22 protein-coding genes are annotated in these 24,654 nt (G+C 57.9%); 8 read left to right on the top strand and 14 right to left on the bottom strand.

Translation table 11 applies throughout. The features are described 5' to 3' along the window. The first annotated feature begins 264 nt into the window (after window positions 1-264). Genes ptsH through crr form a run of 3 tightly spaced genes read left to right on the top strand, consistent with a single transcriptional unit; the run spans window position 265 to window position 2,844 of the window. Window positions 265-522: a phosphocarrier protein Hpr gene (ptsH, locus tag LLF79_RS00745; RefSeq protein WP_000487600.1), complete on the top strand. Its 258-nt coding sequence runs from the start codon at window positions 265-267 to the stop codon at window positions 520-522. A 44-nt stretch (window positions 523-566) separates the two neighbouring features. Next, entirely contained in the window at window positions 567-2,294 is a 1,728-nt protein-coding gene (ptsI, locus tag LLF79_RS00740) for a phosphoenolpyruvate-protein phosphotransferase PtsI (RefSeq protein WP_008501604.1), read from the top strand. Window positions 2,295-2,334: 40 nt separating this feature from the next. Further along, a complete protein-coding gene (gene crr, locus LLF79_RS00735) occupies window positions 2,335-2,844 on the top strand; it encodes a PTS glucose transporter subunit IIA (RefSeq protein ID WP_003861316.1) in 510 nt (169 codons plus the stop codon). A 44-nt stretch (window positions 2,845-2,888) separates the two neighbouring features. On the opposite strand, the gene pdxK is transcribed toward crr, so the two are convergent. The 10 genes from pdxK to LLF79_RS00685 all read right to left on the bottom strand — a co-directional run bounded on the left by pdxK (window position 2,889) and on the right by LLF79_RS00685 (window position 11,233). Continuing rightward, complete coding sequence (gene pdxK / locus LLF79_RS00730) at window positions 2,889-3,725, bottom strand: pyridoxine/pyridoxal/pyridoxamine kinase (RefSeq protein ID WP_227879001.1); 837 nt, start codon at window positions 3,723-3,725, stop codon at window positions 2,889-2,891. Between the two features lie 5 nt (window positions 3,726-3,730). Further along, complete coding sequence (gene cysM / locus LLF79_RS00725) at window positions 3,731-4,642, bottom strand: cysteine synthase CysM (RefSeq protein WP_008501606.1); 912 nt, start codon at window positions 4,640-4,642, stop codon at window positions 3,731-3,733. Between the two features lie 118 nt (window positions 4,643-4,760). Next, a complete protein-coding gene (gene cysA, locus LLF79_RS00720; protein ID WP_227879000.1) occupies window positions 4,761-5,855 on the bottom strand; it encodes a sulfate/thiosulfate ABC transporter ATP-binding protein CysA in 1,095 nt (364 codons plus the stop codon). Next, entirely contained in the window at window positions 5,845-6,720 is an 876-nt protein-coding gene (cysW, locus tag LLF79_RS00715) for a sulfate/thiosulfate ABC transporter permease CysW (protein ID WP_008501608.1), read from the bottom strand. Before cysW ends, cysA begins: the two co-directional genes overlap by 11 nt. Continuing rightward, window positions 6,720-7,553: a sulfate/thiosulfate ABC transporter permease CysT gene (gene cysT, locus LLF79_RS00710; RefSeq protein WP_008501609.1), complete on the bottom strand. Its 834-nt coding sequence runs from the start codon at window positions 7,551-7,553 to the stop codon at window positions 6,720-6,722. The genes cysW and cysT overlap by 1 nt, the downstream gene beginning before the upstream one ends. Next, window positions 7,553-8,566, bottom strand: coding sequence for a sulfate ABC transporter substrate-binding protein (locus LLF79_RS00705; RefSeq protein WP_227878999.1), 1,014 nt, complete (start codon window positions 8,564-8,566; stop codon window positions 7,553-7,555). The genes cysT and LLF79_RS00705 overlap by 1 nt, the downstream gene beginning before the upstream one ends. A 174-nt stretch (window positions 8,567-8,740) precedes the next feature. After that, complete coding sequence (locus LLF79_RS00700; protein ID WP_008501611.1) at window positions 8,741-9,640, bottom strand: Dyp-type peroxidase; 900 nt, start codon at window positions 9,638-9,640, stop codon at window positions 8,741-8,743. A gap of 92 nt (window positions 9,641-9,732) precedes the next feature. Continuing rightward, the gene (locus LLF79_RS00695; protein ID WP_213802646.1) at window positions 9,733-10,308 is read right to left on the bottom strand and encodes an RpoE-regulated lipoprotein; all 576 of its coding nucleotides are present in this window, start codon (window positions 10,306-10,308) and stop codon (window positions 9,733-9,735) included. A gap of 63 nt (window positions 10,309-10,371) precedes the next feature. Next, the gene (locus LLF79_RS00690; RefSeq protein WP_213802645.1) at window positions 10,372-10,821 is read right to left on the bottom strand and encodes a DUF2919 domain-containing protein; all 450 of its coding nucleotides are present in this window, start codon (window positions 10,819-10,821) and stop codon (window positions 10,372-10,374) included. After that, complete coding sequence (locus LLF79_RS00685; protein ID WP_213802644.1) at window positions 10,808-11,233, bottom strand: GNAT family acetyltransferase; 426 nt, start codon at window positions 11,231-11,233, stop codon at window positions 10,808-10,810. The genes LLF79_RS00690 and LLF79_RS00685 overlap by 14 nt, the downstream gene beginning before the upstream one ends. 212 nt (window positions 11,234-11,445) lie before the next feature. On the opposite strand from LLF79_RS00685, the gene amiA reads away from it, so the two are divergent. Further along, entirely contained in the window at window positions 11,446-12,321 is an 876-nt protein-coding gene (gene amiA / locus LLF79_RS00680) for an N-acetylmuramoyl-L-alanine amidase AmiA (RefSeq protein WP_227878998.1), read from the top strand. Beyond that, window positions 12,321-13,220 carry an oxygen-dependent coproporphyrinogen oxidase gene (gene hemF / locus LLF79_RS00675; protein ID WP_227878997.1) on the top strand — a complete coding sequence of 300 codons (900 nt, stop codon included), beginning with the start codon at window positions 12,321-12,323 and terminating at the stop codon, window positions 13,218-13,220. Before amiA ends, hemF begins: the two co-directional genes overlap by 1 nt. Window positions 13,221-13,299: 79 nt before the next feature. On the opposite strand, the gene maeB is transcribed toward hemF, so the two are convergent. Beyond that, on the bottom strand, window positions 13,300-15,579 hold the full coding sequence (maeB, locus tag LLF79_RS00670) for an NADP-dependent oxaloacetate-decarboxylating malate dehydrogenase (RefSeq protein ID WP_008501617.1): 2,280 nt from the start codon (window positions 15,577-15,579) through the stop codon (window positions 13,300-13,302). A gap of 289 nt (window positions 15,580-15,868) precedes the next feature. Between maeB and tal the strand changes: the two genes are divergently transcribed. Both tal and tkt read left to right on the top strand, forming a co-directional pair. Further along, entirely contained in the window at window positions 15,869-16,819 is a 951-nt protein-coding gene (gene tal / locus LLF79_RS00665) for a transaldolase (protein ID WP_008501618.1), read from the top strand. A 19-nt stretch (window positions 16,820-16,838) separates the two neighbouring features. Further along, window positions 16,839-18,827: a transketolase gene (tkt, locus tag LLF79_RS00660; RefSeq protein ID WP_227878996.1), complete on the top strand. Its 1,989-nt coding sequence runs from the start codon at window positions 16,839-16,841 to the stop codon at window positions 18,825-18,827. Window positions 18,828-18,923: 96 nt separating this feature from the next. On the opposite strand, the gene LLF79_RS00655 is transcribed toward tkt, so the two are convergent. From LLF79_RS00655 to aegA, 3 genes are all read right to left on the bottom strand, one after another. Continuing rightward, window positions 18,924-19,967 carry a DUF1176 domain-containing protein gene (locus tag LLF79_RS00655; protein ID WP_100121990.1) on the bottom strand — a complete coding sequence of 348 codons (1,044 nt, stop codon included), beginning with the start codon at window positions 19,965-19,967 and terminating at the stop codon, window positions 18,924-18,926. A gap of 101 nt (window positions 19,968-20,068) precedes the next feature. Beyond that, window positions 20,069-20,662, bottom strand: coding sequence for a GDP-mannose pyrophosphatase NudK (gene nudK, locus LLF79_RS00650; RefSeq protein ID WP_025912781.1), 594 nt, complete (start codon window positions 20,660-20,662; stop codon window positions 20,069-20,071). Window positions 20,663-20,728: 66 nt separating this feature from the next. Continuing rightward, a complete protein-coding gene (gene aegA / locus LLF79_RS00645) occupies window positions 20,729-22,708 on the bottom strand; it encodes a formate-dependent uric acid utilization protein AegA (protein WP_227878995.1) in 1,980 nt (659 codons plus the stop codon). A 152-nt stretch (window positions 22,709-22,860) separates the two neighbouring features. On the opposite strand from aegA, the gene narQ reads away from it, so the two are divergent. Next, complete coding sequence (gene narQ / locus LLF79_RS00640; protein WP_227878994.1) at window positions 22,861-24,555, top strand: nitrate/nitrite two-component system sensor histidine kinase NarQ; 1,695 nt, start codon at window positions 22,861-22,863, stop codon at window positions 24,553-24,555. Window positions 24,556-24,654 lie beyond the last annotated feature (99 nt).

Here is a 24,654-nt window from a genome sequence, read left to right as displayed (position 1 = left end):
GCCTGCTTCAAACTTTTGCCCCTCCTGGCATTGCTTCACCCCGTTGGGTCTGGTATTTAAACCAGCAATTATTTTGATGCGTGAAATTAATCAGCGAACGAAATAGCCTTGCTGAATCGATTTTATGATTTGGTTCAAGTCTTGCTTTCGCTGCATAATGTTTAATGACGATCGAAACGTCAGCGCTAACAATACAGGCTAAAGTTCAGTCGCCAGGCTAGACTTTAGTTCCACAACACTAAACCTATAAGTTGGGGAAATACAATGTTCCAGCAAGAAGTTACCATTACCGCTCCGAACGGTCTGCACACCCGCCCTGCTGCTCAGTTTGTTAAAGAAGCGAAAGGCTTCACTTCTGAAATCACTGTGACTTCCAACGGCAAAAGCGCCAGCGCAAAAAGCCTGTTCAAACTGCAGACTCTGGGCCTGACTCAGGGCACCGTAGTCACCATCTCTGCGGAAGGTGAAGACGAGCAGAAAGCAGTTGAGCATCTGGTAAAACTGATGGCTGAGCTCGAGTAAGTTTCCGGGTTCTTTTAAATATCAGTCACAAGTAAGGTAGGGTTATGATTTCAGGCATTTTAGCATCCCCGGGTATCGCTTTCGGCAAAGCACTGCTGCTGAAAGAAGACGAGATCGTCATCGACCGGAAAAAAATTTCTGCCGACAAGGTTGATCAGGAAGTTGAACGTTTTCTGAGCGGTCGTGCCAAGGCATCTGCGCAACTGGAAGCAATCAAAACTAAAGCTGGCGAAACTTTCGGTGAAGAAAAAGAAGCCATCTTCGAAGGGCACATCATGCTGCTCGAAGATGAGGAGCTGGAGCAGGAAATCATAGCCCTGATTAAAGATAAAGGCATGACGGCCGACGCGGCTGCGCATGAAGTTATCGAAGGTCAGGCAACTGCCCTGGAAGAACTGGATGATGAATACCTGAAAGAGCGTGCGGCTGACGTACGTGACATCGGTAAGCGCCTGCTGCGCAACATCCTGGGTCTGGCCATTATCGACCTGAGCGCGATTCAGGATGAAGTGATCCTGGTTGCCGCTGACCTCACCCCATCTGAAACCGCACAGCTGAACCTGAAAAAGGTCCTCGGTTTCATCACCGATGCGGGCGGCCGTACCTCCCACACCTCTATCATGGCGCGTTCTCTGGAACTGCCTGCCATCGTGGGTACCGGTAGCGTCACCTCTCAGGTGAAAAACGGCGATTATCTGATTCTGGATGCCGTAAACAATCTGGTTTACGTCAACCCAACTAACGAAGAGATCGAAAAACTGCGCGCGGTTCAGGAGCAGGTTGCGACTGAAAAAGCGGAACTCGCTAAGCTGAAAGACCTGCCAGCCATCACTCTGGACGGCCATCAGGTAGAAGTGTGCGCAAACATCGGTACCGTCCGCGACGTTGATGGTGCTGAGCGCAACGGTGCGGAAGGCGTTGGTCTCTATCGTACAGAATTCCTGTTCATGGACCGCGACGCGCTGCCAACGGAAGAAGAGCAGTTTGCTGCGTATAAAGCCGTTGCTGAAGCCTGTGGCTCTCAGGCGGTTATCGTCCGTACCATGGACATCGGTGGCGACAAAGAGCTGCCGTACATGAACTTCCCGAAAGAAGAGAACCCGTTCCTGGGCTGGCGTGCCGTGCGTATTGCGATGGATCGTAAAGAGATCCTGCGTGACCAGGTTCGCGCAATCCTGCGTGCCTCTGCGTTCGGTAAGCTGCGCATCATGTTCCCAATGATCATCTCTGTTGAAGAAGTGCGTGCACTGAAGAAAGAGATCGAAATCTACAAGCAGGAACTGCGCGACGAAGGTAAAGCATTTGACGAGTCAATCGAGATCGGCGTGATGGTGGAAACACCTGCGGCGGCGACCATTGCGCGTCATTTAGCCAAAGAAGTTGATTTCTTTAGTATCGGCACCAATGATTTAACGCAGTACACCCTGGCAGTTGACCGTGGTAATGATATGATTTCACATCTCTACCAGCCAATGTCACCGTCCGTACTGAACTTGATCAAGCAAGTTATTGATGCTTCTCATGCAGAAGGTAAATGGACTGGCATGTGTGGTGAGCTTGCAGGCGACGAACGTGCTACACTTCTGTTGCTGGGTATGGGTCTGGACGAATTCTCTATGAGCGCCATTTCCATCCCGCGCATTAAGAAGATTATCCGTAACACGAACTTCGAAGATGCGAAGGTGTTAGCAGAGCAGGCTCTTGCTCAACCGACAACGGACGAGTTAATGACGCTGGTTAACAAGTTCATTGAAGAAAAAACAATCTGCTAATCCACGAGATGCGGCCCAAATTACTGCTTAGGAGAAGATCATGGGTTTGTTCGATAAACTGAAATCTCTGGTTTCTGATGATAAGAAAGACTCCGGAACTATTGAGATTGTTGCTCCGCTCTCCGGCGAGATCGTCAACATCGAAGACGTGCCGGATGTAGTGTTTGCTGAGAAAATCGTTGGTGATGGCATTGCTATCAAACCAACTGGCAACAAAATGGTTGCTCCAGTTGACGGCACCATCGGTAAAATTTTTGAAACCAACCATGCGTTCTCTATCGAATCTGATAGCGGTATCGAACTGTTCGTTCACTTCGGTATCGACACCGTTGAACTGAAAGGCGAAGGCTTCAAACGTATCGCGGAAGAAGGCCAGCGTGTGAAAGTTGGCGACCCGGTGATTGAATTCGATCTGCCACTGCTGGAAGAAAAAGCCAAGTCTACCCTGACGCCGGTTGTTATCTCCAACATGGACGAAATCAAAGAACTGATCAAACTGTCTGGCAGCGTCACCGTGGGTGAAACCCCGGTTATCCGCATCAAGAAATAATTCTTGCCGCACAGAAAAATGGCGCCTTCGGGCGCCATTTTTGTTTATGCCGGGAGGATAAGCTCGTCGTAGCCTTTCGACTGGGTATACAGCATGACGTCAGTCACCCGATCGCCGGCCATGCGAATGGCATCGGTAACGGTTTTCCCCTCAACAATGCCGCTCACCAGCTCTGAACAGAACAGATCGCCCGTTCCCTTCAGATCGGTCTCTACGCGCGGATGCGCGCTGACGGTGACGCCCTCGCGTGAAACCAGCACCACGTGGATGTTTTGCGGATCGTCGGTCACCGGCGCACTGGTGATCGCCACCCATTTCAGGCTGTCGGAGAGCAGTCCCTGTGCCGCCGCGATGGCGCTTTCCGGCGTGCGGCACGGCTTGCCGCTTAACACTTCCAGCTCATAGACGTTTGGCGTAATCCCCTGCGCCAGCGGCAGCAGGTGCTCCCGATACGCCTTGGGGATCTCGGGCTTCACGTACATCCCGCTGTCGATATCGCCGATAACCGGATCGACCAGCACCAGCAGGTCAGGATGCTGCGCTTTGACCGCCTTCAGCCACTGCGCCAGCAGGACAATCTGGCTGGCACTGCCCATATAGCCGGTGGTGACCGCCTTAAGCTCGCGCAGGATCTCTCGCTCTTCCAGCGCCTTCAGGTAGCCGCTGAACCACTCATCGGGGATCACGCCGCCGTAGAAGGTGTCATAGTGCGGCGTGTTGCTGAACAGTACCGTCGGCACGGCGGTGACGTTCAGCCTGTGGGTACGAATATTCGGTACCGCAATGCTGTTCCCCACGCTGCCGTAAACCACCTGCGACTGCACGGCGACAATGTCGGTTTGCTGCGCCCGGGTATTATCCCGGAATAGAATCATCTCCATGACGCTTAAATCCCCGCCCCCTGCGAATAACTCTCTTCACCAAAGACGCCGGTAGAGAGATAGCGATCGCCGCGATCGCAAATAATCGCCACCACTACCGCACCCGGGTTTGCCTGCGCTACCCGAATCGCACCCGCTACCGCGCCGCCCGAGCTGACGCCGCAGAAGATACCTTCGCGGACGGCCAGCTCACGCATGGTATTTTCCGCCTCGCGCTGGTGAAGATCCAGCACCTGGTCCACAAGCTGTGCATTAAAAATGCCGGGCATATACTCCGCCGGCCAGCGGCGGATGCCCGGAATGCTGCTCCCCTCTTCCGGCTGCAGGCCAACGATGGTGACGGCTTTCGCCTGCTCGCGCAGAAAACGGGATACGCCGGTAATGGTCCCCGTGGTGCCCATGCTGGAGACAAAATGGGTAATGCGCCCGTCGGTTTGCTGCCAGATTTCCGGGCCGGTGGTGGTGTAGTGCGCGTAAGGGTTGTCCGGGTTGTTAAACTGATCGAGCAGTTTACCTTCGCCGCGCTCGGCCATTTCTAACGCCAGGTCGCGCGCGCCTTCCATCCCCTGCTCTTTGGTCACCAGAATCAGCTCGGCTCCGTAGGCACGCATCGCGGCGCGGCGCTCCTGGCTCATGTTATCCGGCATCAGCAGCTTCATGCGGTAGCCTTTCAGCGCCGCAATCATCGCCAGGGCGATACCGGTGTTGCCGCTGGTGGCTTCAATCAGCACGTCGCCCGGCTTAATCTCGCCGCGCTTTTCGGCCTGGACGATCATCGACAGTGCGGCACGGTCTTTCACCGACCCCGCCGGGTTATTGCCTTCGAGTTTGACCCAGATTTCGCTGCCGTTATCCGGCCCCATGCGCTGAAGTTTGACCAGAGGGGTATTGCCGATGGTGTGTTCGAGTGTATTCACGATTTTTACTCAATAAAAAAGCCGGGTTGCGCGCAGCGATCCCGGCCTACAAGACGCAGTTTTAGCTGTAGGCCCGGTCAGCGCAGCGCCACCGGGCGATAAACATCCTAATAACCTATCAGGCTGACTCCGCCAGAGCAATATCCTCGCGCGTCTCGATGCGTTCCTTGCCGTGATAAATACGGGCATGCTGAAGACCGACAAACAGGCGCTCTCCCCGATGCGGCGGGACGTCGTCGCGCATGACCACGGTCAGCGGCTCGGTGTACCAGCCCAGCGGCTGAACCACCAGTTGGGTGTAATGCCCTTTAGGGCTCGCTTCCAGCACCTGTACCGGCAGCGGTGAGTCCAGGCTGGTTCGACGGCTCACGTCCACTTCCCACGGACGCAGGAACAGATCGACCGGGCCCTGATGCGCGGAGGTATAGCCCAGCGGCCAGCGGTGCGCGCCCACGTGGAACTGACCACCGCGAATGGTGCCCTGCAGGCGGTTCACCTCGCCCATAAACTCCAGCACGAAGCGGGTCGCCGGTTCACGCCAGAGCTGCTCCGGCTCGTCAACCTGCTCAATGTTGCCCTGACTCATGACCACCACGCGATCCGCGACTTCCATCGCCTCTTCCTGGTCGTGGGTCACGAAGACGCTGGTGAATTTCAGCTCTTCATGAAGCTGACGCAGCCAGCGGCGCAGCTCTTTACGCACCTGCGCATCCAGCGCGCCGAAGGGTTCGTCCAGCAGCAGAATTTGCGGCTCAACGGCCAGCGCGCGCGCCAGCGCCACGCGCTGTTTCTGCCCGCCGGACAGCTGGGCCGGGAAACGGTCCGCCAGATGCGCCAGCTGCACCATCTCCAGCAGTTTGGTCACTTTCGCCTTAATGGTTGCCGCATCCGGACGCTCACGACGCGGCAGCACGGTCAGGCCAAACGCAATGTTGTCGAACACGGTCATGTGGCGGAACAGCGCGTAATGCTGAAACACAAAGCCCACCTGACGATCGCGGGCGTGCAGGCGGCTCACGTCAGTGCCGTGGAAGCGGATGTGCCCGCTGGTCTGGTGCTCAAGCCCGGCGATAATACGCAGCAGCGTGGTTTTGCCCGAGCCAGACGGCCCCAGCAGCGCCACCATTTGTCCGGAAGGGATATCCAGCGAGATATCATTCAGCACCTGGGTGCGACCAAAAGACTTCTTAATATTGGCAATCTCAATGCTCATGATTTCCCTCCTGATGCTGACGTTTTTCCTGATTTTCTAAACGCCACTGCACCACACTCTTCAAAAACAGGGTCAAAATCGCCATCAGCGTCAGCAACGCTGCGGCAGTAAAGGCGCCGATGGTGTTGTAGTCCTGCTGCAGGAGTTCAATCTGCAGCGGCAGCGACAGGGTTTCACCCCGAATGGAGCCAGAGACGACGGAAACGGCACCGAATTCACCAATCGCGCGGGCATTGGTCAGCACCACGCCATAAAGCAGCGCCCAGCGGATGTTCGGCAGGGTCACGCGGCGGAACATCTGCCAGCCCGACGCACCCAGCAGCACCGCCGCTTCGTCTTCGTTGCTCCCCTGGCTTAACATCACCGGCACCAGCTCGCGCACCACGAACGGGCAGGTCACGAAGATGGTGACCAGCACCATGCCCGGCCAGGCGAACATGATCTGCAGGTTATGCGCATCCAGCCAGCCGCCCAGCGGTCCGTTAGAGCCGTAGAAGAGCAGATACACCAGGCCCGCCACCACCGGCGACACGGCAAACGGAATATCCAGCAGGGTCAGCAGCAGCTGACGTCCCGGGAAATTAAAGCGCGTCACCAGCCACGCCAGCAGGGTACCGAACACCAGGTTCACCGGGACGGTGATCAGGGCAATCAGCACGGTCAGCCAGATGGCGTGCAGCATATCCGGGTTCGCCAGGTTTTCCAGCGCGGGCATCAGGCCCTTGCTGAACGCCTGAACGAAGATATAAATCGTCGGCACGACGAGAATGAGGGCGGAAACCAGCACGCCCGCCCCAATCAGAAACCATTTACCCCAGTTGATGCGGGGCGCATCGTATCGCTTCAATTGCGTAACTTCCGCCATCAGTGACCTACCACACGTCGACCAAAGCGACTTTGCAGAGTGTTAATCGAGTACAGCAGCAGCAGCGAGGCCGCGAGGATCACCGAAGCGATCGCGCTCGCCGCCGGATAATCAAACTCCTGCAGGCGAATGAAAATCATCAGCGAGGTCACTTCCGTTTTCCAGGCGATGTTCCCGGCGATAAAAATCACCGCACCGAACTCGCCGAGGCTGCGGGTAAACGACAGCGCGACGCCCGCCATCAGCGCCGGAGACAGCTCCGGCAGCACCACTTTGCGGAAACTCTGCCAGCGCGTGGCGCCCAGCGTTTCCGCCGCTTCTTCGTATTCCGGACCTAACTCTTCCAGCACCGGCTGCACGGTACGCACCACAAACGGGATGCTGGTAAAGGCCATCGCCACCGCGATACCAAGCCAGGTATAGGTCACCTTGATGTCAAATTTCGCCAGCCACTCGCCGTACAGCCCGTTCACGGAGAAGAGCGACGCGAGGGTTAAGCCCGCGACCGCCGTCGGCAGCGCAAACGGCAGATCCATCAGGGCGTCAAGCAGCGTGCGGCCCGGGAAGCGATAGCGGGTCAAAATCCACGCCATCAGCAGGCCAAACACGCCGTTAAAAATGGAGGCGACAAACGCCGACAGCAGCGTCACCTTATAGGCCGCCACCACCTGCGGGTTGGTGATCACGTCCCAGTACTGGGCCCAGCTCATCTGCGCAAGCTGCATCACCAGCGCGCTGAGCGGCAACAGCAGAATCAGGCAGACGAACAGCAGGCTGGTTCCGAGGCTTAGGGTAAAGCCCGGCAGCACGCGTTTGGTCGAGACTGCAAACATTACTTATGCCCCGCCGCCAGCAGTTTGTCTAACTCACCGCCGCTGGCAAAATGCGTTTTCATCACATCTGGCCAGGAGCCGAAATGATCTTCCACGCGGAACAGCGCGGTCTGCGGGAATTTATCTTTCAGCTTGTTCATCACGTCCGGGTTGTTCACGCGGTAGTAGTAATCGGTAATGATGGTCTGCGCCTGAGGGCTGTACAGGTAGTTGAGATAGGCTTTTGCCGCTTTCTCGGTACCGTTCGCCTGCACGTTTTTATCCACCCATGCGACCGGGAACTCGGCCAGAATGTTGGTTTTCGGGATAACCACCTCAAAGCCCTGCGCTTCATACTGCTTGCGGATATTGTTCACTTCCGACTCAAAGCTGATCAGCACATCGCCCAGGCCGCGCTCTGCGAAGGTCGTGGTCGCCCCGCGGCCGCCGGTATCGAACACTTCGACGTTTTTCAGGAACTGGGTCATGAACTGCTCGGTTTTGGCTTTATCGTTGCCGTCAGCCTTGTCCGCCGCGCCCCACGCCGCTAAATAGGTGTAACGCGCGTTACCGGAGGTTTTTGGGTTCGGGAAGATCAGCTTCACGTCGGAACGCACCAGGTCGCTCCAGTCGTGGATATTCTTCGGATTGCCCTTGCGCACCAGGAAGCCCATGGTGGAGTAGAACGGCGAGCTGTTGTTCGGCAGACGGCTCTGCCAGTCCGCCGGGATGAGCTTGCCTTTGTCATGCAGGATCTGCACGTCAGTCACCTGGTTGTAGGTCACCACATCCGCTTTCAGCCCCTGAAGGATGGCCAGCGCCTGCTTGGACGACCCGGCGTGAGACTGCTTGATGGTCAGCTTGTCGCCGTTACTGTCTTTCGCCCACTGCTGTTCGAACGGGGGGTTAAGGGCGGCAAACAGCTCGCGGGAGACGTCATACGAACTGTTCAACAGTTCAGTCGCCTGCGCCTGTGCCACCAGCAGTAAACCTGCCAGCGCCAGAGTTCCTTTTTTCAGTACAGTAACGGCCATTGCGCACCCTTATAAATGTGATGACTATCTTATAGTCATAATATTTATAACGGTGATGAAAGCAGTAACGGTTTTATATACCGTTTGGTGATTTAGAAGCAGAAAAGGGAATAAGGAGCGGGGAAAATTGCCGGGTGGCGCTAACGCTTACCCGGCCTACGTATGGAAAGCGGGTTACAGCGCCAGCAGACGCTCGACGGACGGCGCGAAGTAGTAGCCGCCGGTCACCGGTTTGGTGAAGCGCAGCATGGCGTCGCGCTTGCCGTCGGTATCGCCGAACATGCTCAGCAGCTGCTGTTCAATGTTATGCAGGCGCGCGCAGTAGGCGCAGAAGTAGAGGCCGTGCGTGCCGCTTGCGGTACCGTACGGCAGGCTCTGGCGGACAATCTTCAGCCCTTTGCCGTCTTCTTTGAGGTCAACGCGGCTCAGGTGCGAGGTGACCGGACGGTCATCGCCGTCGATCTCTTCGTTAGCTTCTTTGGTGCGGCCAATCATCATCTCCTGGTCATGCACGCTCATGCGGTTAAGCTGCTTGAGGTTATGCTCCCAGCGCTGCACGAACACGTAGCTTCCGCCCGCGTCCACGCCGTCTTTGATTACCGCGACTTCACGACGCGTCTCTTCACCCGCCGGGTTTTCGGTTCCGTCGACAAAGCCGCTCAGATCGCGCTCTTCGACCCAGCGGAAACCGTGAACTTCTTCCTGCACCTCGATGCTGTCGCCAAAGGCCGCCACCGCCGCCTGCGCAACCGAGAAGTTCACGTCGTGACGCAGAGAAAGGATGTGGATCAGCACGTCGTACTGGGTCGCAGGTGCCAGGCCTTTGCCGTAAGGAATGAAGTCCTTCAGCTCTTCTGCCCCTTCACCGCCGCTCAGCTGACGCCAGACGTTATTGCCAAACGCAACAACGGCGCCGAGGTGGGCTTCCGGGAATTTGGCCTGGAAGGTCGCCAGTTTATCAATAAACGCTTTGCTGGCCGCACGCAGGGCATCCACGTCCCCTTTGACATTGGCTTCAATCCAAATCGCCGCGCGGCAATGTTCTGGCAAAATGCCACTCTGAACCTGAGACATCGCTCCTCCTGAAATAAAGATGCCACGTCAGCGTGGCATTGATGGCGGCTATTATACCCGGATTTCAGCGAGGCGGTTTGTTCAGACGCAAATTACTGCTTCCAGACTATTTTGCTCACCTTCCAGCTCTTCAGGGTGTCGTCAGACGGCATCAACCCTTCCGGGCCGCTCCAGGTGCCGATAAAAACATAGCTGATGTGCTGGCTGCCTTCCGCCTTACACTCCACCGCCACTTCATCGTCGGATGGCACGCTGGTGCAGTTGCCAAAGGCCTGCTTATAAAGATCGCTAAACGGCGTCCCGACCTTCACACCGCTGGCGGTCGGAATATCTTCGTCCATCACCGCGATCCGGTTTACCGTGCCTTTGTCACCGTTGATCGCCAGCGCCAGCTTGTCGCCCTTCAGCGCCTCGTAATAGCGAACAATATTGCCATTCTCTGTTTTCATGCCGCTGCGCAGGCGGTAGTCACTGCTGAGCGCATCCTGAATAGCATTCTGATCCAGCGCCGTCGCGGCGGTAATTTTACCCACGCCCTGCTCGGTCACTTCCGTTGATGAGCCAAACCAGTTCCACGGATACGCGGCAGACCAGTTAATGGAGGAGAGCGTCGAACAGCCGGTCAATGCCAGCGGAAGAGCACATAAAACTAAACGCAGCGATTTCATTGAAACGTCCTTACGTGTTAAATCAACGCTTGTTGGAGTGCGACATCGGCAAAAAGTGCCGGATTAATCATCCTGAGGCACAAAACAGGCGCGAAGACGTGGGTTGGTCAGCAGCCACAGCAGCGCCACGATATCGGCAACCACCAGCGCAACGCCGATGCCCGTCAGCGGTTCACCGTACCACCAGAGTACCGGCTGCCAGAAGAGCAGCGCAATTTGGGCAAGGATCAGCAGCCCGCGAAGCGCGCGCCACAAGCGCGGGATTACGTGCCGCCGACCGCTGCACAAGAAAGCCACCACCGCCGGTACGCCCGGCAGCAAGCCGAGCCAGAAGGCATCGTGATCGGGATAAAAGAGATTTAGCAGCGTGTCGCCCTGCCCGCCCGACGCGGCGGCCATCACAAACAGCACCCAGGTGCGGGCCTGAAGCAGCAGAACGCACCAGAATAAAAAGGGCAGCCTGACGCGACCCTGCGCGTCATAATCTGCCGGATGGATCTCAGTACTCTTCATCTTCGATGAGACGCTTTCCTAAATTCAGCACGTCAGCGTGTATGTAGCCCAGGCGTTCATACATGCCCAGCACCACGTCGTTATCTTCCCGCACCATGATCTGGATTTTCGGACAGCCGCGGGCGATCAGCTTCTTCTCGAGCCGGTTGAGCAGCGCATTGGCAATACCGCGACCACGGTATTCCGGATGGACGCCCAGATAATAGGCCGAGCCGCGATGGCCGTCATAACCGCCCATCACCGTCCCCACAACCTCGCCATTGACTTCCGCAACCAGAAACAGACTGACGTCGTGATTCACCTTACGCTCGATATCCATTTCCGGATCGTTCCACGGACGCAGCAGATCGCAGCGCTCCCAAAGGGTGATCACCTCTTCGAAATCTTCCTGGCGAAAAACGCGTATCTCCATGGTATTAACCGCCTTTTCGGGTTTAAAAACAGTGATTATGGCGCGAACCACGCCTTTAGCCAATAACCGGGGAAAATCTCGCCAAAATTTGGCATAATGTCACTTTGTCACGTATTGAAATGAAAAGTAAAACAATTCTCAATAAGGACTGTCGTAACGCTAAACGCGATACGATATAACACCAGGACCCCATTTTTTAGTATTCAGGCCGCATGAGCACATTCAAACCATTAAAAGCACTCACATCGCGTCGTCAGGTTCTCAAAGCGGGGCTGGCGGCCTTAACGTTAACGGGCATCGCAAAGCAGGCTCAGGCAAAAGACGAGAGCACGCTTAAAACCAGTAACGGACACAGCAAACCGAAAACCAAAAAGCCGGGCGCAAAGCGCCTGGTGATGCTCGACCAGGGCCACGGCGGTATTGATACCGGCGCCATCGGCAAAAACGGGTCGAAAGAAAAACACGTCGTGCTGGCGATTGCAAAAAATGTGCGGGCGATTTTACGCAGCAACGGCATTGACGCGCGTCTGACGCGCTCTGGCGACACCTTTATTCCGCTGTACGATCGCGTAGAGATCGCCCACCAGCACGGGGCGGATCTGTTTATGTCGATTCACGCGGACGGCTTTACCAACCCGTCTGCCGCCGGTGCCTCGGTGTTTGCGCTGTCCAACCGCGGCGCCAGTAGCGCCATGGCAAAATACCTCTCTGACCGCGAAAACCGGGCGGATGAAGTAGCCGGGAAAAAAGCCACCGACAAAGACCACCTGCTACAGCAGGTGCTGTTCGACCTCGTGCAGACGGATACGATCAAAAACAGCCTGACGCTCGGCTCGCACATCCTGAAGAAGATTAAGCCAGTGCATCGCCTGCACAGCAGGAGCACCGAACAGGCGGCGTTTGTGGTGTTGAAATCACCGTCTATCCCGTCCGTGCTGGTGGAAACTTCGTTCATTACCAACCCGGAAGAGGAGCGACTCCTCGGCACTACGGCGTTTCGTCAGAAGATCGCCAACGCCATCGCCTCCGGCATTATCAGTTACTTCAACTGGTTTGATAACCAAAAAGCGCACTCCAGGAAACGCTGATGAAACCCAATGCTCAACTGGTCAAAACCTTCCTGCTGCAGTTACAGGATGAGATTTGCCAGAAACTGGCCGCCGCTGACGGCGGAGAATTTCAGGAAGACAACTGGCAGCGCGAAGCCGGCGGCGGCGGGCGTAGCCGCGTGCTGCGTAACGGCGGCATCTTCGAACAGGCCGGGGTAAATTTTTCCCACGTTCATGGCGACGCGATGCCCGCGTCTGCAACGGCACATCGTCCCGAGCTTGCGGGCCGCAGCTTCGAAGCGATGGGCGTTTCGCTGGTGGTGCATCCGCACAACCCGTTTGTGCCGACCAGCCACGCCAACGTGCGCTTTTTCATTGCGGAAAAAGCGGGGGCCGATCCGGTCTGGTGGTTTGGCGGCGGTTTCGACATGACGCCCTACTACGGCTTTGAAGAGGATGCCGTGCACTGGCACACCACCGCGCGGGATCTTTGCCTGCCGTTTGGCGAAGACATTTACCCGAAATTTAAAAAGTGGTGCGATGACTACTTTTACCTGAAGCACCGCGACGAGCAGCGCGGCATCGGCGGGCTGTTCTTTGACGATCTCAACACGCCTGATTTTGATACCGCATTTAGATTTATGCGCGCGGTGGGCGAAGGCTATACCGACGCGTACCTGCCCATCGTCGAACGCCGTAAAGACACCAACTATGGCGTACGCGAGCGCGAGTTCCAGCTCTACCGTCGCGGGCGCTACGTGGAGTTCAACCTGGTATGGGATCGCGGGACCCTGTTTGGCCTGCAGACCGGCGGGCGCACGGAGTCGATTCTGATGTCGATGCCGCCGCTGGTGCGCTGGGAGTACTGCTACGAGCCAAAAGAAGGCAGCCCGGAGGCTGCCTTGAGTGAGTTCCTTAAAGTACGCGACTGGGTTTAACTGCCGGATGGCGCTGCGCTTATCCGGCCTGCTCAACCCGTAGGTCGGGTAAGCGAACGCGCCACCCGACTCACAATGCTTACAGCGGCTGCGTCTGCGCCTCAACCACCGCCAGCGCCACCATATTCACGATACGGCGCACGGAGGCAATCGGCGTTAACACATGCACCGGCTTCGCCACCCCCATCAGCACCGGTCCTACGGTCACCCCTTCAGAGCTGGAGACGCGCAGCAGGTTATAGCTGATACGCGCCGCTTCCACATTCGGCATAATCAGGATGTTCGCCGATCCCTTCAGCGGGCTGTCAGGCATACGTTCGTTGCGGATGCTCTCTACCAGCGCGGCATCACCGTGCATTTCCCCGTCAATCATCAGCTCCGGCGCGCGCTCGCGCACCAGCGCCAGCGTCTCACGCATTTTGCACGCCGCCGCTGATTTGGACGAACCGAAGTTAGAGTGCGACAGCAGCGCCACCTTCGGCTCGATACCGAAGCGGCGCACGGTCTCGGCGGCCATCACGGTGATCTCCGCCAGCTCGTCCGGGCTCGGATCGTCGTTAACATAGGTGTCAGCGATAAAGGTGTTCCCGCTCGGCAGCAGCAGGGCGTTCATCGCCCCGGCGGTATGGACGCCGTCGCGATAGCCGAAGATCTCCTGCACCACGCTAAAGTGCTCGTGGTAGTCGCCGATGGTGCCGCAGATCAGCGCATCCGCCTCGCCGCGATGGACCATGATCGCGCCGATCACCGTCGTGTTGCTGATGACGGCTTTCTGCGCCTGCTCCTGGGTGATCCCCCGGCGCTTCATGATCGCGTAGTATTCGCTCCAGTACTCTTTGAAGCGCGGATCGGATTCGTTGTTGACGATCTCGAAGTCGACGCCCGGCTTAATCTGCAGGCCCAGCTTCTGGATACGCATTTCAATCACGCTCGGACGACCAATCAGGATCGGTTTCGCCAGGCCTAAGGTGATCAGCTCCTGGGTGGCGTGCAGCACGCGCGCCTCTTCCCCTTCCGCCAGCACCACGCGCTTCGCGTCGGCGCGCGCCTGAGAGAAGATCGGCTTCATGAACAGGTTGGTTTTATAGACAAACTCGGTGAGCTTATCGACGTAAGCGTCGAAGTCTTCAATCGGACGCGTCGCCACGCCGGAATCCATCGCCGCTTTTGCCACCGCAGGGGCAATTTTGACAATCAGACGCGGGTCGAACGGTTTTGGAATGATGTAGTCCGGGCCAAAGCTCAGATCCTGATCGCCATAGGCTGAGGCAACCACTTCACTCTGCTCGGCGTGGGCCAGCTCCGCAATGGCGTGCACCGCGGCCAGCTTCATCTCTTCGTTGATCGCCGTCGCGCCGACGTCCAGCGCGCCGCGGAAGATGAACGGGAAGCAGAGCACGTTGTTCACCTGGTTCGGGTAGTCGGAACGCCCAGTGCAGATAATGGCGTCTTCACGCACCGCTTTCGCCAGCGGCGGCAGAATTTCCGGCTCAGGGTTCGCCAGGGCCAGGATCATTGGCGCGCGCGCCATCTTCTTCACCATCTCCTGGGTCAGCACTTTCGGACCCGAGCAGCCGAGGAAGATATCCGCGCCGTCAATCACGTCCTCAAGCGTGCGCTTGCCGTCGTCTTCTACCGCATACGCCGCTTTGGTTTCCGCCATGTTCGGCTCGCGATCTTTGTAAATCACGCCCTTGGAGTCGCAGACCACAATGTTGTGTTTCTGCATACCCAGCGCCACCAGCAGGTTCATACAGGCGATGGCCGCGGCGCCAGCGCCGGAGACCACCATGCGCACGTCGGAGAGATTTTTCTCTACCACGCGCAGGCCGTTGAGAATGGCGGCGGTGCTGATAATGGCCGTTCCGTGCTGGTCGTCATGGAACACGGGAATGTTCATACGCTCGCGCAGCTTCTGCTCGATATAGAAACATTCCGGCGCTTTGATGTCTTCCAGGTTGATCCCACCGAAGGTCGGCTCCAGCGCGGCCACCACGTTGATGAATTTGTCAGGATCGAGCTCGTCCACCTCGATATCAAACACGTCGATACCGGCGAATTTCTTGAACAGCACCCCCTTGCCTTCCATCACCGGCTTACCGGCCAGCGCGCCGATGTTACCGAGCCCCAGTACCGCCGTGCCGTTAGAGATCACGGCAACAAGGTTGCCGCGCGCGGTGTATTTATAGGCCGCCAGCGGATCTTTTTCGATTTCCAGACACGGGGCCGCCACGCCCGGGGAGTAGGCCAGCGCCAGATCGCGCTGTGTCGCCAGCGGCTTGGTTGGGGAGACCTGAATTTTGCCCGGGACAGGGAACTCGTGAAAATCGAGGGCACTCTGTTTCAACTGCTCATCCATCTTATTTTTCCTTTCACGTATCGGTCAAAAGGGTGACGAAAACGATCCGGTTGCACACCCTGGTGTGCCGCCTAGTATCGCCTCAGGCCGCCTCCTAAACTTTGAAGGCTGCCAAACTCTCACCATCACACATTAAAAATTGTTATCAATTTATAACAGCCATGTTACCCGTCTCAAAAGCAATGCCTCCCCCGTCTGCTATGCTTTTTTGTTAAGTCCATCATGATTTTCTCAGAAGTGTGAACTAACGCACTCAGCTAACGCTTTTATTTCCAAGGAGTAATCATTTATGAACCAGCTAGACGGCATCAAACAATTCACCACGGTGGTGGCAGACAGCGGCGATATCGAGTCGATTCGCCACTATCAGCCGGAGGATGCGACCACCAACCCTTCGCTACTGCTCAAGGCAGCCGGGCTTACCCATTTTAGTCATCTGATTGATGACGCCATTGCCTACGGAAAACAGCGCGGGAAGACGCAGGAGCAGCAGGTCGCCGAAGCCAGCGACAAGCTGGCAGTTAATTTTGGTGCGGAAATTCTTAAAAGCATTCCGGGGCGCGTCTCGACCGAAGTTGACGCCCGCCTTTCGTTCGATAAAGAAAAGAGCATCAACAAGGCTCGCCGCCTGGTGGAACTCTACCAGGAGCAGGGGATCGATAAATCACGCATTCTGATCAAGCTGGCGTCGACGTGGGAAGGCATCCGCGCGGCAGAGGTGCTGGAAAAAGAGGGAATTCACTGCAACCTGACGCTGCTGTTCTCCTTTGCCCAGGCGCGCGCCTGTGCCGAAGCGGGCGTGTTCCTGGTGTCACCGTTTGTTGGCCGCATCTACGACTGGTACCAGGCGAAACAGCCGATGGATCCGTACGTGGTGGATGAGGACCCGGGCGTGAAATCGGTGCGCAATATCTACGACTACTACAAACAGCATCGCTACGAAACCATCGTGATGGGGGCCAGCTTCCGCCGTACCGAGCAGATCCTCGCCCTGGCGGGCTGCGACCGCCTGACCATCTCCCCTAACCTGCTCCAGGAGCTACAGGACAAAGAAGAGACGGTCATCCGCAAGCTGATCCCCACCTCTACCGTTCTGCCAAAACCGAAAGCCATGACCGAAGCCGAATTCCGCTGGGAGCACAATCAGGACGCCATGGCCGTGGAAAAACTGGCGGAAGGTATCCGCCTGTTCGCCGTCGACCAGCGCAAACTTGAAGATCTTCTCGCTGCCAAACTTTAACCTTGCCACGGAGTGAACTATGTCCCGTAAAGAGCTCGCCAATGCCATCCGCGCCCTCAGCATGGATGCCGTGCAGAAAGCCAATTCTGGCCATCCCGGCGCACCGATGGGCATGGCCGATATTGCCGAAGTGCTGTGGAACGACTTCCTGAAACACAACCCCAACGATCCCACCTGGTACGACCGAGACCGCTTTATTCTCTCCAACGGCCACGCCTCGATGCTGATCTACAGCCTGCTGCACCTGTCCGGTTACGATCTGCCGCTTGAGGAGCTGAAAAACTTCCGCCAGCTGCACTCCAAAACCCCGGGTCACCCGGAGATCGGCTATACGCCGGGCGTGGAGACCACCACCGGGCCGCTCGGTCAGGGGCTGGCCAATGCGGTCGGGCTGGCGATTGCCGAGCGTACGCTGGCGGCACAGTTCAACCAGCCGGACCACGAGATTGTCGATCACTACACCTACGTGTTTATGGGTGACGGCTGCCTGATGGAGGGGATTTCCCATGAGGTCTGCTCCCTGGCGGGCACCCTCGGGCTCGGCAAGCTGATTGGCTTCTACGATCACAACGGCATCTCCATCGACGGGGAAACCGAAGGCTGGTTCACCGACGACACGGCAAAACGCTTCGAGGCCTACCACTGGCACGTGGTGCACGAGATCGACGGCCACGATCCTGAGGCGGTGAAAAAAGCGATTCAGGAAGCGCAGAGCGTGAAGGACAAACCGTCCCTGATTATCTGCCGCACGGTTATCGGCTTCGGCTCACCGAACAAGGCGGGTAAAGAAGAGGCGCACGGCGCGGCGCTGGGTGACGAAGAAGTGGCGCTGACCCGGCAGAAGCTGGGCTGGAAGTACCCGCCGTTTGAAATCCCGAAAGAGATCTACCGGGCGTGGGATGCCCGTGAAGACGGTGAGAAAGCCCAGCAGGCCTGGAACGAGAAATTTGCCGCCTACAAAAAAGCGTACCCGGAACTGGCCGCCGAGTTTTCCCGGCGCATGAGCGGCGGTCTGCCGGAGGACTGGGACGATAAAACCCAGGCGCTGATTGAAAACCTGCAGTCCAACCCGGCAAAAATCGCCACCCGTAAGGCGTCGCAAAATACCCTGAATGCGATTGGCCCTCTCCTTCCTGAGCTGCTGGGCGGCTCGGCGGACCTGGCACCGAGTAACCTGACCATCTGGTCGGGCTCGAAATCGCTGAAAGAGGATATTGCCGGGAACTATATCCACTACGGCGTGCGCGAGTTCGGGATGACCGCGATCGCCAACGGCATCGCTCATCACGGCGGCTTCGTGCCCTACACCGCCACCTTCCTGATGTTCGTCGAGTACGCCCGTAACGCGGCGCGCATGGCAGCGCTGATGAAGGCGCGGCAGATTATGGTCTATACCCACGACTCTATTGGTCTGGGAGAAGACGGCCCCACCCACCAGGCGGTGGAACAGCTGGCGAGCCTGCGTTTAACGCCCAACTTCAGCACCTGGCGCCCGTGCGATCAGGTCGAAGCGGCGGTGGGCTGGAAGCTGGCGGTAGAACGCCATAACGGCCCGACGGCGCTGATCCTGTCACGCCAGAACCTGACGCAGATTGAGCGCACGCCGGAGCAGGTGAAAAACATTGCCCGCGGGGGCTATATCCTGAAAGACAGCGGCGGCAAGCCGGACGTGATCCTGATTGCGACCGGTTCCGAGGTGGAAATCACGGTGAAAGCGGCGGAAAAACTGACCGCCGAAGGCCACGCGGTGCGCGTGGTGTCCCTGCCCTCAACGGATATCTTTGACGCCCAGGACGAGGCGTACCGGGAATCGGTGCTGCCCTCTAACGTCGCGGCGCGCGTGGCGGTGGAAGCCGGTATTGCCGACTACTGGTACAAGTATGTCGGGCTCAAAGGGGCGATTGTTGGGATGCGGGGCTACGGTGAGTCTGCCCCTGCCGACAAGCTGTTCCCGTACTTTGGCTTTACCGTTGAGAACGTGGTAGAGAAGGCGCTGAGCGTGATTTAGTGCGGTCTGCGTTGCCGGGTGGCGGCTACGCCTTACCCGGCCTACAAAACCACCAAACCGTAGGCCGGGTAAGCGACAGCGCCACCCGGCAAAAAGCTACCGCGTGATCCACAGCGTGGGCCAGGCGTCTGGCCCATTCCAGTTATCACAGCTGGGTTCCTCGGCATAGCGCACCAGACGGAAACGCTGGCCGTCAAACCGCCAGCGCGTCTGGATCCCACAATCCCCCATACCGCGCCCCAGCGAGAGCGTGGTCAGCTCGCGCGTCTTTTCATCAAAGCTGGCGTTCATCAACTCGATTTCGCTGCTGTCGCTTGACGGCGTAAACGGCAGACGCAGCCTCACGCTGCGGGCAGAGAACGGTTTTTTACGTGACACCAGCCACGCCAGATCGACCGTGTTATAGGCCCCCGCCTCGCAGCTGACGATCAGCAGCGCTTTGTCATCGGTTAACGCGGTGACGCGCACTTCGCGACGGTTAGGATCCAGCGAACACTGGCTGCTGTTCATCCTGCCGGTACCATAATCCAGCAGATCGTTCAGTTCAGCGTGGGAAAGCGGTGTTGGGGTAGGATTAACGATCGCCACCTTTTTCAGGGCAGGTGCGGGCGGCACGCTTAACGGCGGATCGTCACCTTTCTTGATCCACGCGGTTTCGCTGCCAACGCGCTTTTGCTGGGCATCAATGAACAGCAGCGCGGCTTTCAGACCGGCCAGTGAAATCACCTGCTTACCGCCTCGCAGAGTCAGGGCTTTTCCTTCCTGGATGTTTTTCAGAAAGGCGGTGATGGTGGCCGCATCGTCCGTTTTCAGATGCCAGGGGGTGAGCTGCCAGCGCTGTTTGTCGAGCTTCAGGGGAACATTATCCAGCAGCAGCCGCGGGGCAATATCCGGCTCTTTCACGGAGGGAGTATCAAGACCGCCGAGATCGATACGCAGCGTGGCATCCGTTTTCGCCCCGGCGCTCCGGGTGAGCGTCATGACCAGACCGCGGTGTTCGCCCGTGTTGCGGGCAAGGCAAAAGTTCTGGTTATTGCAGGTCACCTGCCAGTCAGAGAAGGCTTGCTGCGCGGGTGCAGCCCGCACCTGCGGCGCGAGGAGCACATAAAACAGGGAAAATAAAAAGACGCTGTAGCGCATGAATGACACAATCCCGGAACGAAAACGCATAACAGGGCAGTATCTTCGTGTTCACGCCGGGGTTGCTCAATCGGATTTATCAGATATACCTGAAAAACAGGCTATATCCGTTCGAAAGGGGTGTTCATCAGCCCGGTTGTCTGTAAATACTGCAGCAATATCACCGCTTTACCATCCCTGATTTCGCCTGAACGCACCATCTCCAGCGCTCGGGCAAAAGGAAGCTCCAGCACGTCGATATCTTCATCCTCTACGCCACCGCCCCGGTGCGTGCGCTGTGCGTCGCTGTATTCAGCAATGAAGAAATGGACAATTTCCGTCACGCCGCCCGGGGACATGTACAGCTCGAAGACCTTTTTGACCTCGCCCACTTCAAAGCCGGTCTCTTCGACGGCCTCTTTGCGGATGCAGACTTCCGGCTCATCGTCATCGAGCAGGCCCGCGCAGGTTTCAATCAGACGTCCGTCAGGATTGCCATTGACCCATGTTGCCACCCTGAACTGACGGATCAGCACCACGCTCTGCTTTTCACGGTTATAGAGCAGGATGGTTGCTCCGTTACCACGGTCATAGACCTCGCGCTTGTGGCGGATCACTTCACCGTTGTTACGTGTAAGATCATAGGTAATGTTACGCAGGACAAAGTAGTTTTCAGAGAGAATTTTGTCTTTGATAACGTCAATTTTCAGGGTCATACGGGCTCCACGGCACAATGAGTCGTCCTATACTACGCCGTGAATCCCGCTTTGTCGTCCGCCGGATTAATGATGTTGTGGGACATCAACTCCCAGCCAGTCGAGTATCCCCTGCGCGGCATGACGCCCTTCCGCCATCGCGGTGACGACCAGATCCGCGCCGCGTACCGCATCGCCCCCGGCGAAGATCTGCGGGTTGGTCGTCTGGTAACGATAGCGGCTCTCGACCGAGGCCACGATCCGCCCCCAGTCATCCGTTTCGACACCCTGCGCCTGCAGCCACGGCATCGCGTGCGGATTAAAGCCAAACGCCATGATGACTGCATCCGCGGCCATCACAAACTCGCTGCCCGCCACCGGAACGGGCCGACGACGCCCCTGCGCATCCGGCTCACCGAGCGCGGTACGCAGCATCCGGATACCGTTGACCTTACCGTTCGGATCCAGCGTCAGCTCAACCGGCTGGACGTTAAACTCAAATGACGCCCCCTCTTCTCTGGCGTTCTGCACCTCTTTCTTCGAGCCCGGCATGTTGGCCTCATCCCGACGATAGGCGCAGGTGACCGTCGCCGCGCCGTGACGTAACGCCGTGCGGACGCAGTCCATCGCGGTATCGCCTCCGCCCAGCACCACCACGTTCAGGCCACGGGTGTCGATGAACGGCTCGCTGGCCGTCGCCTCCAGCCCCATAACATGCCGCGTGTTGCCCACCAGGAAAGGCAGCGCGTCGTAGACCCTTGGCGCATCCTCGTTCGGGATACCCGCCTTCATCGAACGATAGGTACCCACGCCAATAAACAGGGCATCGTTATCGCTCTTGAGCTGCGACATCGACACGTCCTGGCCCACCTCGCAGTTCAGCTCGAAGCGGATCCCCATCGCGGTAAAGATCTCTCTGCGCCGCGCGAGCAGCGATTTATCGAGCTTAAATGCCGGGATGCCAAAGGTCAGCAAACCGCCGATCTCCGGATGCCGGTCATAGACCGTCACGCTCACGCCGCGGCGCGCCAGCACGTCGGCGCACGCCAGCCCGGCGGGCCCCGCGCCGACAATCGCGACACGTTTACCTGACGGCGTGACGGCGGACATATCCGGCCGCCAGCCCATCGCCAGCGCCCGATCGGAGATGTAGCGCTCGATGTTGCCGATCGTCACGGCCCCCGCCGCGTCACGAAGCGTGCAGGCTCCCTCGCATAACCGGTCCTGCGGGCAGACGCGACCGGTAATTTCAGGTAAACAGTTGGTCTGATGAGAAAGCTCGGCCGCGCCGGTGATATCCCCCGCGTTGAGGCGCTCAATCCACTGCGGGATGTGGTTGTGAAGCGGGCAGGTCCATTCGCAAATGCTGTGCTCTCCGCACTTCAGGCAGCGCGACACCTCGCGGGCGGCCTGTTCGGCCCGGAACGGCAGGTAAATTTCGTTAAAATGGCCCACGCGCTCTGCACCAGCCAGCTTGTCGGGCTCGCCGCGGGGCGGGGTCGTTTGCATCTGCTGCATTTTGGTACGCGGCGCGTCCACGCTGACGGCCTCGGCACCATTCCAGGGCTGTGCCTCCAGGCAGGCCGTGCGCTGTCGGCGCGATTTCGCCAGGTTTTCCAGCGCGGCAGGCGTCGCCAGGGTGAGGACATCCGCCGGGCAATTTTCGATACAGGCCGGGCCGTGTGGACGCGTCAGACAGAGATCGCATTTATTCGCCGAGGCCTTCACGCTGCCATTGTTGAGCGGAGTGACGATAATCTCCATCGTGCCAAACGGGCAGGCCACCGCGCAGGCCTTACAGCCGATGCATTTTTGTTGATTCACCTGTACGCTGTCATCGCATTTGCTGATGGCGCCGTTCGGGCAGCTTTGCGCGCAGGGTGCATTTTCGCAATGATGACAGGTCACGGGGTGGCTCTTCTCGCCGGATCTCAGGACCGTGATACGGGGATGAAAATGGCGCTCGCTCAGGGCATGCTGCTCACCGTTGTGCGCCATCACGCAGGCGACTTCGCAGGCGCGACACCCAATGCACTGCTGGCTGTTAGCCATAATAAAACGATTCATAACCACACCTGTTTTTGGTTCAATAACCTTTCTCTTTATAAGAGTATGGTATTTACGCATCACGGTGCGTTCGGGCAATGTTCAAATGCCTGAAGCGCCCAATTATTTCCAGTGAACCTGTGGCAGATCAATTTTATTCAGAGAGCCGTTCTGTGACCGTTAAACGACCCGTTTCCGGAAGCCTTGCCTGGGCTTTCTTTTCGATCATTGCCCTATCCGTACTCAGCAGCACCGTCGCGTTGCTGACGCTGGCCAGCAGCCAGCGCGATGCCGAAGCCATCAACATCGCTGGCTCACTGCGCATGCAGAGCTATCGTCTGGGCTACGAGATGCAGCGCAACAGCCCGTCCCTTTCGGCACATCGCGAGAGCTGGCAACAGACGCTCGGCGCGCCTGCCCTGCAGAAGCTGAACCGCTGGTACGTTCCGGACAATGTGAAAGCACGCTATCAGCAGCTGCATGTGGCCTGGCAGGAGATGGATGCGCATATCGCCCGCGGCGACAGCGCGTGGTACCAACGCAATATTGAGGATTTTGTGGGCCGCATTGATGCCTTTGTGCTCGCCCTCCAGCACTACACCGAACATAAAATTCAGACGGTCACCCTGCTCTCGCTGGCTGGCGCACTCGGGATCCTGCTGCTGACGCTGTTTACCCTGCGACGCATCCGTCGTCAGGTGGTGCTTCCGCTGAATAACCTGGTGGCGGCCAGCGAACGCATTGAGCGCGGCGAGTTTGCCACCCCTGCGCCGGATAGCGCCCTGCCGAACGAGCTGGGCCAGCTTTCGCGCGCCTTTAACCACATGTCAGCCGAGCTTGATACACTCTACCGTTCGCTCGAAGCGTCGGTTGCGGAAAAGACGCGGCACCTGCACGAAGCCCACCAGCAGCTCGACATGCTGTTTAAGTGCTCGCAGGCGCTCAATACCGGCCAGATAGACAGCCACTGTTTCCGGCATATCCTGCAGATTGTCCATGACTATACGCAGATGAATTATCTGGAACTGCGCACCAGCGACGACTGGCGGCTGTGCGAAGGGACGGAGGCTGAGGGTATCCCTCTGCAAAACCTGCCGGTACTGATGCAGGACACGCTCTACGGCGAGCTGCGCTGGCAAAGCGAGGCGGACAGCGTCCCCCTTCCGCTTATGAGAAGCGTGGCGACCATGCTCGGGCGCGGGCTGTACTTTAACCAGGCGCAAAAGCATTACCAGCAGCTGCTGCTGATGGAAGAGCGCACCACCATTGCCCGCGAGCTGCACGATTCGCTGGCGCAGGTGCTGTCGTATCTGCGCATTCAGCTTGCGCTGCTCAAACGCGCCGTGCCGGAAGAAAATACCCAAGCGCAGGCCATTATCACCGACTTCTCCCGTGAGCTGAACAACGCCTGGCAGCAGCTTCGCGAGCTGCTGACCACCTTCCGCCTGACGCTGAACCACGCGAATTTACCCGCGGCGCTGCAGGAGTCACTCGATGCCCTGCAGAGCCAGACGCAGGCGAAACTGCATCTCGACTGCCGCCTCTCCTCGCTGGCGCTCGACGCGCAAAAGCAGGTGCATCTGTTACAGATCGTGCGTGAGGCGGTGTTGAATGCCATTAAGCACGCGCAGGCCAGCGAGATCACCGTGAGCTGCGTGACCGCAGCGGACGGTACGCACAGCGTCAGCATTCGCGACAACGGCATCGGGATTGGCGAGGCCAGCGAGCCGCCGGGACATTACGGTCTGAACATTATGCGCGAACGCGCGCAGCGGCTTGGAGGAGTGCTGCACTTCTCGCAGCCGCAAAACGGCGGCACGCTGGTCAGCGTGACGTTTCCGGCGCCCACGCCGTTAACGGGTAAATAACGGTAAAGAGGGAAGCGCAGGGAAAAGCGCATGATAATTTACACTATCTCCTTTATTTCTCCACGTTTGACCTGGGCCTTACCGCTAAAGTTATGCGGG

Origin of the sequence: Enterobacter cloacae complex sp. 2021EL-01169 (assembly GCF_020733125.1) — a bacterium.
Classification (GTDB): Bacteria; Pseudomonadota; Gammaproteobacteria; order Enterobacterales; family Enterobacteriaceae; genus Enterobacter; species Enterobacter roggenkampii.
This window is presented reverse-complemented; position numbering and strand designations above follow the sequence as displayed.